Below are 10,318 nucleotides of genomic sequence, written 5' to 3'. Positions count from 1 at the left end.
CGGCGTCGGTGCGGGCCTGCCGCCATGCGGTCAGACGGGGTGCGATCAGGGCCCATCGGGCGTCGGATAGGTCGGACGGATAGGCTCGTCGCGCGGTCATGATTCAGGCGTACGGTGCCGTGGCACCGGGTCGGCGGACGTCATGTCCGTCGATGTATAGCCGAATGTGAACCAGACACGATCCCGGGGTGAAATGCTGCGTTTCCGGTCAGGGTGGAGCCGGGTGGGATGGGGCTATTCTGGCCCGAGTGGGACATGTTGCCCCGCCAAGGCCGGGGCGCCAATCGGTCACACTGGCGCGAAGGTGAAGGAAACGTCCAGTTAGAGGTCGACCTCGCCTTCCCGTACCCCCTCAACGAAGGCAGACCAGACGTCCGGTCCGAACACCAGGACGCCGCCGTGGGGGTTCTTAGAGTCCCGAACACCAATGTGCCGGTCCGGTGCAGTGGCGACCTCGACACAGTTGTCGGCGCCGCCGCTTCGGGTTGACTTGCGCCAAGGGCCGAACATCGCGCTATTCATGGTGAGAATTCCTCCTGATCTCCTCGGCCACTGCGGCCAGGAAGTTGAGACTGTCGTTCGGCGGCATGGCCGCATCCCTGAGCCTGTCGTACAGGGAAAGATATCGGGTGACTTCTACCTCTTCCGTCAGCACGAGGTCGTTGGTCACCGTGTCGACGGCGACGACAACAGGATCGTGCGGGTCGGGGTATCGGTACGCGAAGAACGCCGATCGGGGCACGTCGTGTTGGCGGATCTGGGCGACGAGGGGAAGAACCCTGATGGTGATCGGCGGACGCTCGTGTCCCATTGTCACCAGGTGGTCGAGCTGGTCGGCGATGACCGGGGCGGGTGCGGCGAAGCGACGCACGGCGAGTTCATCGATGATCACTTCGTAGCTAGGGCCGCCGGGTCGCCCCAACATACGCTGGCGGCCGGCGCGCGCTTCGAGGGCTCGGGTGTGGCTGTAGGTTGCCGCAGCGGGCCGGTCCATCAGCACGCGGGCCTCGGTGTAGGCCGGGATCTGTAGCAGACCGGGCAGGTAGACCATCTGGTACTCGCGAATCTCACTCGCACCGGCTTCCAGGTTCGCGTAGAGGGCCTGGCGGTTGCCCATCTCGTCGGCGTACTTGGCCCACCAGCCGCGCTCCTGCGCTTCCCGGGCGATGGTCATGATCTGTTGCCATCGCGCCTCGTCAACGCCGAACAGCTGAAGAATCCGCATGGTCTCATCGAGGTCCGGAGCGACGTGGCCGTTCTCAAGCCGGGAGATTCGCTGGCGCGCAACACCGATCTCGGTGGCGACGCGAGCTGACGAGTAGCCGTGTTCGTCGCGCAGGCCGATCAGTTCCATGGCGAGCCTGCGCCGACGTACGAGCGGGCTGATCACGACACACCTCCGGCCGAACTCGTGCCGGAGGGCGAGCGCGTACCGGCCACGCGGCAGCGTAACCCTGGTTTTGCCGACCGAAGCCCGGCAGACGCCATCCGCCCCCACGAAGCAGCAGGTCAGAAGGCATCTGGGCAACAGAATGGGTGCCAGATCAAGTGGTAGTCCGGGATTCCGGGTTATGCGGACTGTCCATGAAGGTGGACCTACCACAAACGATGTATCGATCACCGGGGGCCGGATTCCGGGTTTACGCCCGGCCGAGGTCACCACCTGCGGCGAAGCCGTACGGGATGGCGGACAGCCTGCAGCGCGACGCGCTGCGGCTGACCATACCCGCCGCTACGTGCCGCACCTAGCGCCCGCCCGCCGTCGTAGCTGTCGAGAGCGCGGCGGCGGGCTGGGGGTCAGGGCTTTTCATGATCGTCAACGAGGGAGGCCGGTCCGATGCTCGGCAATGACTACTTCCGGCTCGCCCACAACGACGTGACGGGCAAGCCTCGCCTGCACCCCCTCGCGGTCGATCTAGGCTGCGCCGCTGCCTTACTGGCTGAGCTGATCGGCACGAGGCGTGTCCACGTCGAGGACTCTGCCATTTCCGTCGCTGACCGGCGCCCGCCCGAGGACTCGCTGATGCACGTCATCCTCGACCAGCTCATCGCCGAGGAGGGCCGCCGGCACGACATCCGTACCTGGCTCAACTTCCTCAGCAAGCAAGCCCAAACCCAGCTTGCGCAACGCCTGCTGCGAAACGGCCACGTGCGGATATCACCCGTACGCAGACTCGGTCGCCAGACCGGAGTGCTGTACGTACCGGTCGACATGAACGTGGCCGCCAAGCCCTGGGCGTTGCTGTCGCAGCGGTTGAGGCGACACGAACCGCTGAACTACGACGATCTCGCACTCGCCGGACTCGTCCTGGCCACTGGCCTGGAGTCGTTCCTGCTCGACGGCGCTACCTCCGCGACCTCCGAGTTCCTGCGTCACCAGGTCGGCCGGCTCTGGCCCCTGATGCGCTCGCTGCTGCACCACACCCACGCGGCCATCGGTGACGCGGTGCTCGCCCACCGCACCTGACACACCCACCCCTCCTCGGGAGCTTTCTTTTATGCGAAACCCAGACATACCCGCAACATCGAGCAACGTGGCCAGCACGCTGGCACGCAGCCGACTCGGCACGACAGCGGTAGTGATCTTCGTTATGGCCGCCGCCGCGCCGCTCACCGTGACCGCCGGGGGCGCTACCAGCGGCTTCGCCATCACCGGTAGCGAAGGCATCCCGGTCGCGTACCTGGCGGTCGCGATCATCCTGGCGCTGTTCACCGTGGGCTACGTCTCGATGTCCCGGTACCTGGTCAACGCCGGGAGCTTCTACAGCTACATCAGCCGGGGCATCGGCCGACCGTCGGGCGTCAGCGCGGCCATGATCGCGATCCTGGCCTACAACGCGATGCAGATCGGGCTCTACGGCGGTTTCGGCGCGGTCCTGTCCGGCTGGCTGAACGACCGGTTCGATGTCTCCGTCGCCTGGTGGGTCTGCGCCCTGGCGGGCTGGGCCGTCGTCGGCGTCCTCGGCGTCATGCGGATCGACCTCAACGGCATCGTCCTGGCCGTCATGCTCGCCGCCGAGGTCGCGGTCGCGGCCGTGTTCGCGATCGTCATGGTCGCCCACCCGGTCGACGGCGTGGTCAGCTTCTCGACGCTGTCGCCGGGCTTCCTGGTGGCCTCGGGGATCGGCGCGGCCTTGGTGACCGCGGTGACCGGCTTCGTGGGGTTCGAGGCGACCACCGTCTTCTCGGAGGAAACCCGCGACCCGAGGCGTACGGTCGCCCGCGCGACCTACATCGCCGTCGCCGTGACCGGCCTGCTCTACGGGGGTTCGGCGTGGGCGCTCACCGTGGCCACCGGCCCGGACAAGATCGTGTCCGCCGCACAGGAGCACAGCACCGAGCTGATCTTCACGCTGGTGCAGCCGCACCTCGGGCAGTTCTTCGTCGACCTGGGCCACATGCTGTTCGTGACCTCACTGTTCGCCGCCCTGCTGTCCTTCCACCACACGGTGGGCCGCTACCTGTTCAGCCTCGGGCGTGAGCGGGTCCTGCCGGGCGTTCTCGGCCGCACCAGCCGGCGCACCGGAGCCCCGAAAGCCGGCTCGATCGCTCAGAGCGTCCTCGCGTTCGTCGTCTTGGTCGGCTACGCCATCGCACAGGCTGACCCGATCATCCACCTGTTCTTCTGGGTCACCGTGTCCGGCGGACTCGGGGTCCTCATCCTGATGACCCTGACCTCGGTCGCGGTCATCGGCTTCTTCGCCCGCGACCACCGGGGGGAGCCCTCCTGGCGCAGGATCGGCGCTCCCGTCCTGGCGACCGCCGCGCTGGTCTGGATGCTGTACCTGACCGTCGCACAGTTCGACGTGCTGCTCGGCGTCGGCGCGGACTCGCCGCTGCGCTGGTTGTTCCCCGCGTCGTTCGCTGCCGCCGCTGCGCTGGGCCTGGTGCGGGCGGGTCTGCTGAAGGCGTGGAACCCGGACGTCTACGTCGCGGTCGGCATGGGTGCCAACGCGGCACCGGCCAGCCCGTTCACGCTCGTGCCCAGCCTGGCCGAGGCAGGCCAGCCATGACCACCACGCCGGTGCGCCTCACAATCCGCCGGGCGCAGGCAGCCGACATCGAGCAGCTCTCGACGCTGCTGACCGACGCCTTCCTGATCTCGCCGGTCGGCGACTGGCTGATACCGGACGTCGGGGTGCGTCGGAAGGTCTATCTGCCGTACTTCGAGATCTTCGTTCGCCATGGCCTGGACCACGGCATCGTGGACGTCACCGACGACCTCACCGGCGTGGCCATCTGGCAGCCCCGCACTGACAGCGCCCCACCGGACGACTACGACGAGCGGCTCGCTGGAGCCACCGGCTGGTGGGTCGAACAGTTCCGCGCGCTCGACCACACGCTGGACCAGCACCACCCGCGCGGCGTGTTCCACCACTATCTGGCCTTCCTGGGCGTGCTGCCCGGCGAGCAGTCGCGTGGCGTCGGCTCGGCGCTGCTGCGCCATCACCACGCAGTGCTTGACGCCGAAGGCGTCCCGGCGTACCTGGAAGCGAGCCTGGCCCGCAGCCGCGACCTGTACCTGCGGCACGCCTACCAGCAGCGGGGCGTGTTCCACCTCCCCGACGACGGGCCGCCCCTGTGGCCCATGTGGCGCAACCCCTCTGTCCACCAGGTGTCTGCGCAGAAGAACGACAGCCGGTCATGACCGCTTCCTCCATTCTTATGCCGGGCCACCGATGGATCGGGCCAGTCGCGGTCGCGGTCTTCGCGATCCTTTTGGTACCCCGAGACCCTTCGGCAGTGCCGTCCCCCGTGGCGGCCAACGCAACGAGGCCACCGGTGGCGGCCAACTCACCGACGCCGCCTGCCGACGCGGCGGGACCGCTGATTGCGATGGCCGACCTGCTGGAGTCCACCCCGGCCGACGCCCCCACGGCGGGTACTGCTACACCAAGATCGAGCAGTGGGCACGGGCCGACGATCAGATCATCGGGTTCCTTACCGAGACCTGGCAGGTGGAGGACGGCTCCCAGATCCGGTCTGAGAAACGCCTTACTGGGCTGTGGGCCCGCACGTTCGACATGGCCCAGATCGGCGTGCGCCGCGTCTTCGACCCGATCAAGCCGCAACGGACGACCCGCAGTGCTGATGAGGTGGAGTCGTTCCGCGAACCGCCAAGAACCCCGTGGGTAAATCCGGCCGAGCTGGCGCGTGTCCTCGGCGCGGGCTATGGAGGCCGCCCGTCGACGGTCTCGTGCCTGCCGGCGTGCGACATCACGATGCCGCCGTTGGTCTTCTTCGACACCATCAGGAGCCTGTATCGCGAGACCTACCTCGATCGCGCCGCGCGGGCGGCGCTGCTGCGCCTGGTGGCCGTCCAGCCGGGAGTGAGCTTCCTCGGCGAGGCCACCGACCGGGCTGGGCGCAAGGCGATCGGAGTCACCGTCGCCGACGGCGGTACTCGTTTCTCCCTGCTGTTCGAGCGCAACACCGGCGTGCTCCTGGCCTCCGAATACGGCGTGCCGGGATTCGTACTGAACGACTACAGCCTCTACCTGACCGTGGACCGCCGAGGCGGCCTCGCCCCCGCAAACGGTGTGTCGGTGTAACCGACACCCGGCGAAGCCGGGCCGGTACCGCCCACCCCGAGCGTCCTTGGAGGAGACGATGACAACCCGCGTCACACCTGCGACGCCGCCCCTGGCGGCACCGGCCCGGACTACGCACACCATCGGCGGCCTGCTGCTCACCCTGATCAAGAAGATCATTCCCGGACAGGCGAGCACAACGCCCGGCAGTGGCCCGCCTGCGCACGGCCCTTGCGACCACGCACCCGCAGCCATCGGCAGCTGCACCCCCAGTACCCGCGTGTGGGCGTACATCGGCAGCGCATGGCTGCCCGCCACCGTCCACAGCACGATCGGCAGCTCCGCCCTGGTCGCCTACACCGTGCCCGGCTCCGACGAGACGATGGTCGAGACGGTTCATGCCACCCGCCTCCGGCTGCGCGACAGGCCCGCACAAGACTCCCGCCACGGCGACACCGTCTCAGCGAGCGGTGCGCCGGACGCTCCAGGGACTGCTGAGGCCGGCCAGGCACGCACCACCCTCGGTATACATCACACAGACGAGCACGGCATGTGCGCCGCTTGCGCCTACCTGGCCCACTTCTGCTGGGCGCCGTGTCCCCACGCCCGGCGGGCCATGTGGGTGCTCGCCACCGGTTCCGCCGCGTCCGCCGCGCCGACGGGAGCGCCGTGATGGAAGCCGTGTTGAACCGGCCGACCTCGGCACGCAGGCGGATCTATCAGGCTTTGGTCGAGCAGCCCGGACGGCAATGGACCGTTGGCACGCTGACCGAGGCGTTGAAGATCCATGCCAGCGTCAAGGAGACGACCGTCCGCGACGCGGTCAACCTGCTGCTGAGCCTGCGGCTTGTCGACCTGGTGCCCCACCAGCGCGCAATGACCATCAGTCTGACCGCCTCCGGCGAACGAGCCCTCATCGTCGCGCTGCGCCCTGCGCGAACCCAGAAGGGGGCGTGAGCAGCTATGCGCTTCGGTAGCAGCGTGTGGGGCTTCCTCACGGCCGCTCATTCGACGGCCATCTCGCAGACCCTGAGCGGGTCTCGACGCTGGCCGGCGGACGCGAACAGTTCGAGCAGGCGGCGCGGTGTGAAATGACTAACGCTACGTACGGGAAACTCACACAGATGGCTTCGCAGCTCTGGCACGACACCCCGATCGTCGCTCTCGACTTGGAGGGCAGCGGCGCCCAAGACCGCGACGTCGAGGCGATCCTGGAAGTGGCGGCCGTTCCCCTCGTGCACGGGCAGCTGGACCTTGACCAGGCGTTCACCTCGTTGGTCAACCCCGGAAGGTCGATACCTCAGCGGCCCTGGATCTCACCCGGGCTGACCGATGCGGCCCTGGCCAAGGCACCTGCGATGGAGCAGTTCGCGCCGAGACTGGCCGAGCTGATCGATGGGCGATGGCTGCTAGGACACAACATCAACGTGGACTGGCGGCTGCTGAGCAGGCGCGTGCCCACGCTGCGACCAGCAGGTCTGCTCGACACCCTCGCGCTGGCCCGGACGATGGACTTCCCCGACCGCTCCTTGTCCGCCCTCGTGGAACGGCTACAGCTGCGCGAGACGATGCAGGCGGCGGCCGGAAGCAGCCATCCTCACCGCGCGTACTGGGACACGGTCGCGACCGCCTATCTGTTGCCGAAGCTCGTCTACCGGCTGTGGCCGACGAAGCCGCCGACCTTCGACAGTCTTCGCTTGGCGGCCGAGGTTGCCCTCCCCAGCTCTGCCGACCAGCCGGGCTTGTTCGGCTGAACCCGGCCCCGCGCCCACCCCGATTGTCTGCCTGTGCGGAGCTGTGCCGATCAGCAACGCGGCAGGTGGTGTCCGGCCGAGATGAACGAAGGAGTGTCGAGTGGTCCAGGTTGTTGATGCCGAGCGCACTGCTGAGATGCGAGACGTGCTGGTCGCGGAACTGCGCACCCAGGGAATGATCATGTCCGACGCGGTGGAGGCCGCATTCCGCCGTGTGCCCCGCGAGCAGTTCATGCCTGACGACACCGACCTCGCCGTGGTGTACGGCTACGACCGCTCGGTGGTGACCAAGCGCGACGGGCACGGCCGGGCGATGTCCTCGGTGTCCGCGGCCTACATCCAGGCCCGGATGCTGGAGCTGGCCGATCTGCGTCCCGGCATGACGGTGCTGGAGGTCGGCTCCGGTGGGCTGAACGCTGCTTACCTCGCGGAAGTGGTCGGGTCGCAGGGCCGCGTGGTCAGTATCGACATCGACCCGGAGGTCATCGACCGGGCCGCGTCGGCGCTGGACGCCATCGGCCACAGCAGCCGGGTCCGTGTCTTGGTCGCCGACGCCGAGCGCGGCGTGCCGGGGGAGGGTCCGTTCGACGCCATCATCGTCACGGTCGGCGCGTGGGACGTCGCCCCGGCCTGGCTGCGGCAGCTCCGGCCGGACGGCGTGCTCGTCCTGCCGCTGATCATGAACAACGTCACGCGGGTGATTGGTTTCCGGCGCGACGGCGACCACCTGGTCAGCACCGCGACGGAGGTCGCGGGCTTCGTACCGATGCAAGGCGACGGTAGCCGTACCGACCAGGTACTCGAGCTGCCCGAACCCAGTGGCCGGAAGGTCCGGTTGACGTTCGACTCCGACGCGCCGGCGAACATGAGCCAGCTCGATGGTGTGCTGGCAACCGATCAGATCGAGGTCTGGTCTGGTGTCACGATCGAGCACGGGGTCTCCTTCGCCGACCTGCACCTGTGGCTCGCCTGGTACGCCGACGGGTTCTGCCGCCTGTCCGCTGACGAGGGGACTGCCCTTGCCGCCCAGAAGCGCTGGTTCCCGTTCGCCGTCGTGCAGGAGGCCGGGTTCGCCTACCTGGCGTTGCGTGACGCCCTGGAAGGCGCTGGCGCCGAGTTCGGAGCCCGCGCCTACGGCGCCGATGGGCAGGTGGCCGCCGCTGCGATGGTCGAGCAGATCCGCGCGTGGGATCGCGAGGGCCACCGCACGTCGCCCACCTTCGCCTACTGGCCCACCGGCAGCGACCCCGCCCGGATTTCCGCCGACGCCACGGTCATGGACAAGACCCACGGCGTCCTCACGATCTCCTGGCCCCGCGAGTAGCTGAACTCTCCGCTCGGCGAACGCGCAGGCCAGGGCTTATTACAGGCACTACCGGATTACCAACCAGACCCACCGGGCGAAGCGGCATGTAGGCAGCCGACAGCCCTCTACCCCAGAAGGATCGAGATGACGTTGCAGGTTGACGACTTCACTACCTTGCGCCAGGCCATGGTGACTGCGCTGCGCGACGAGGGGCTCATCACCACCGAAGCCGTCGCCGCGGCCATGATGGCGGTGCCCCGCCACGACTTCGCGCCGGGCGAGCTGCTGGAGAAGGTCTACCAGACCAACACCACCCTGGTTCCCAAGATCGACGCCCAGGGTCGCCAGACGAGCGTGGTGTCCGCCTCGCACATCCAGGCCATCCAGCTCGAACAGGCCGACGTACGGCCGGGCATGAACGTGCTGGAGATCGGCTCCGGCGGTTACAACGCCGCGCTGATCGCGGAGATGGTCGGGCCGACCGGCTCGGCCACGACCGTCGACATTGACGCCGACGTCATCGACCGCGCCCGCGCGGGCTTGCAACGGGCCGGGTACGAGCAGGTCAACGTTATCCTGGCCGACGCCGAGCACGGCGTGAGCCAGTACGCGCCGTTCGACCGGATCATCGTCACGGTCGGGGCCTGGGACATCCCGCCCGCCTGGCTCGATCAGCTCACCCCGGACGGCCGGATCGTCGTGCCGCTGCGCTTCGCCGGAATAACCCGGCTCATCGCCTTCGCCCGCACCCCCGACGATCACGTGCTGACGGCCGACAACTACCGGCTCGGCAAGTTCGTGCCGATGCAGGGCGACGGCGCCGCCGACGAGCAGCTGATCGCCGTTACCCCCGATGTCGGTCTGCGCGTCGACCAGAGCAGCGACCTCACCTTCGACGTGCCGGCGCTGCGCAAGGCGCTCCACACCGCACCGGTGGAGAGCTGGTCGGGCACGCCGTTCGACATGCCCGACGAGCTGGAGCTGTACCTGCTGACCAGCGGTCCGGAGCTGCCGATGCTGCACGCCGCACAGGAGGCCGTCGATCAGGGCGTGGTCAACCGCACGGTGCGTCTGGGCACCCCGGCGCTGGTGCGCGGGGACACCTTCGCCTACCGCATCAAACGCGAGAACCCGGACACCGTAAGCGGCTATGAGACCGGCGTCATCGCCCACGGCCCGCAGGCCGACCAGGTCGCCAGCGAGCTGCTCGACATGATCCGCACCTGGGCGGGCCGCTACTTCCGGCGCAACGCAGCGCGCATCACCTACCACCCGAACACCGCCGACGCCAGCGGCCTGACCGGGTGGCACACGACCAAGCGACACGGCGTCCTGGCCGTCAACTGGTCCTAAAAGACTTCGGCGCTCACCTCCGCAACCGACGCGGAGGTGAGCGCCGGGGAAACCCTATCCATCCCTCTCAAGGAGGTTGTCCATGACCCAGCTCGCCACCCTGCCCGACGTCGAGGGCGCGCTTGACGCGTTCGACCTCGACATCGAGTTCATCGAGGCCGGTAGCACCGTCGAGCACATCATCAAGATGACCGAGGACAGCTGCGGCAGCACGTGCGAGTCGGCCTGCACCAGCTGCTGACCCGCCGCACCGCACCGCTGGTAGCGCGCTCTGATCGCTAGCCCGGTCCTGCCGACCTGGCCATAGATCGGAGCCACCACATCGGGTCAGGGATGCCCGGTCTTAGGAGACAGGGCCGGGCATCCCACTCATT

General features: G+C 68.2%; 12 protein-coding genes and 1 pseudogene. 10 read left to right on the top strand and 3 right to left on the bottom strand.

Translation table 11 applies throughout. The features are described 5' to 3' along the window. The 3 genes and pseudogenes from GA0070216_RS34170 to GA0070216_RS31390 all read right to left on the bottom strand — a co-directional run. Positions 1-100, bottom strand: a pseudogene (locus GA0070216_RS34170) (IS5 family transposase); the annotation flags it as partial. A gap of 221 nt (positions 101-321) precedes the next feature. Next, entirely contained in the window at positions 322-522 is a 201-nt protein-coding gene (locus GA0070216_RS31395) for a DUF397 domain-containing protein (protein ID WP_091253762.1), read from the bottom strand. After that, a complete protein-coding gene (locus GA0070216_RS31390; protein ID WP_091253759.1) occupies positions 515-1,390 on the bottom strand; it encodes a helix-turn-helix domain-containing protein in 876 nt (291 codons plus the stop codon). The genes GA0070216_RS31395 and GA0070216_RS31390 overlap by 8 nt, the downstream gene beginning before the upstream one ends. Positions 1,391-1,837: 447 nt before the next feature. Here GA0070216_RS31390 and GA0070216_RS31385 point away from each other — a divergent pair, with 447 nt between their 5' ends. From GA0070216_RS31385 to GA0070216_RS31340, 10 genes are all read left to right on the top strand, one after another. Next, complete coding sequence (locus GA0070216_RS31385) at positions 1,838-2,467, top strand: GOLPH3/VPS74 family protein (RefSeq protein WP_091253756.1); 630 nt, start codon at positions 1,838-1,840, stop codon at positions 2,465-2,467. Positions 2,468-2,498: 31 nt separating this feature from the next. Then, complete coding sequence (locus tag GA0070216_RS31380) at positions 2,499-4,013, top strand: APC family permease (protein WP_091253752.1); 1,515 nt, start codon at positions 2,499-2,501, stop codon at positions 4,011-4,013. Further along, positions 4,010-4,648, top strand: a complete 639-nt coding sequence (locus tag GA0070216_RS31375; protein ID WP_091253750.1) for a GNAT family N-acetyltransferase — start codon at positions 4,010-4,012, stop codon at positions 4,646-4,648. The genes GA0070216_RS31380 and GA0070216_RS31375 overlap by 4 nt, the downstream gene beginning before the upstream one ends. Before the next feature lie 310 nt (positions 4,649-4,958). After that, entirely contained in the window at positions 4,959-5,552 is a 594-nt protein-coding gene (locus GA0070216_RS31370) for a hypothetical protein (RefSeq protein WP_091253747.1), read from the top strand. 58 nt (positions 5,553-5,610) lie between these two features. Beyond that, complete coding sequence (locus tag GA0070216_RS31365) at positions 5,611-6,204, top strand: hypothetical protein (protein ID WP_091253743.1); 594 nt, start codon at positions 5,611-5,613, stop codon at positions 6,202-6,204. Further along, positions 6,204-6,488: a hypothetical protein gene (locus GA0070216_RS31360; protein WP_141723260.1), complete on the top strand. Its 285-nt coding sequence runs from the start codon at positions 6,204-6,206 to the stop codon at positions 6,486-6,488. The genes GA0070216_RS31365 and GA0070216_RS31360 overlap by 1 nt, the downstream gene beginning before the upstream one ends. A gap of 167 nt (positions 6,489-6,655) precedes the next feature. Then, entirely contained in the window at positions 6,656-7,285 is a 630-nt protein-coding gene (locus GA0070216_RS31355; protein WP_091253737.1) for a 3'-5' exonuclease, read from the top strand. Between the two features lie 100 nt (positions 7,286-7,385). Further along, positions 7,386-8,609 (top strand): methyltransferase, FxLD system, encoded by a 1,224-nt coding sequence (gene fxlM / locus GA0070216_RS31350; RefSeq protein WP_245722861.1) that lies wholly within the window; start codon positions 7,386-7,388, stop codon positions 8,607-8,609. Positions 8,610-8,735: 126 nt separating this feature from the next. Next, on the top strand, positions 8,736-9,944 hold the full coding sequence (gene fxlM, locus GA0070216_RS31345; RefSeq protein WP_091253731.1) for a methyltransferase, FxLD system: 1,209 nt from the start codon (positions 8,736-8,738) through the stop codon (positions 9,942-9,944). Between the two features lie 82 nt (positions 9,945-10,026). Further along, positions 10,027-10,185, top strand: coding sequence for an FxLD family lanthipeptide (locus tag GA0070216_RS31340; RefSeq protein WP_091253729.1), 159 nt, complete (start codon positions 10,027-10,029; stop codon positions 10,183-10,185). The last annotated feature ends 133 nt before the right edge of the window (positions 10,186-10,318 follow it).

Origin of the sequence: Micromonospora matsumotoense, from assembly GCF_900091525.1 — a bacterium.
GTDB lineage: Bacteria > Actinomycetota > Actinomycetes > Mycobacteriales > Micromonosporaceae > Micromonospora > Micromonospora matsumotoensis.
Note: the sequence above shows the minus strand (reverse complement) of the source record. Positions and strands in the feature narration are given on the sequence as shown.

Bases quoted from the DNA above. Each gene is read 5' to 3' on its own strand.
- GA0070216_RS31395 (WP_091253762.1), bottom strand. From the start codon at position 522: ATGAATAGCGCGATGTTCGGCCCTTGGCGCAAGTCAACCCGAAGCGGC.
- GA0070216_RS31385 (WP_091253756.1), top strand. From the start codon at position 1,838: ATGCTCGGCAATGACTACTTCCGGCTCGCCCACAACGACGTGACGGGC.
- GA0070216_RS31380 (WP_091253752.1), top strand. From the start codon at position 2,499: ATGCGAAACCCAGACATACCCGCAACATCGAGCAACGTGGCCAGCACG.
- GA0070216_RS31375 (WP_091253750.1), top strand. From the start codon at position 4,010: ATGACCACCACGCCGGTGCGCCTCACAATCCGCCGGGCGCAGGCAGCC.
- GA0070216_RS31365 (WP_091253743.1), top strand. From the start codon at position 5,611: ATGACAACCCGCGTCACACCTGCGACGCCGCCCCTGGCGGCACCGGCC.
- GA0070216_RS31360 (WP_141723260.1), top strand. From the start codon at position 6,204: ATGGAAGCCGTGTTGAACCGGCCGACCTCGGCACGCAGGCGGATCTAT.
- GA0070216_RS31355 (WP_091253737.1), top strand. From the start codon at position 6,656: ATGGCTTCGCAGCTCTGGCACGACACCCCGATCGTCGCTCTCGACTTG.
- fxlM (WP_091253731.1), top strand. From the start codon at position 8,736: ATGACGTTGCAGGTTGACGACTTCACTACCTTGCGCCAGGCCATGGTG.
- GA0070216_RS31340 (WP_091253729.1), top strand. From the start codon at position 10,027: ATGACCCAGCTCGCCACCCTGCCCGACGTCGAGGGCGCGCTTGACGCG.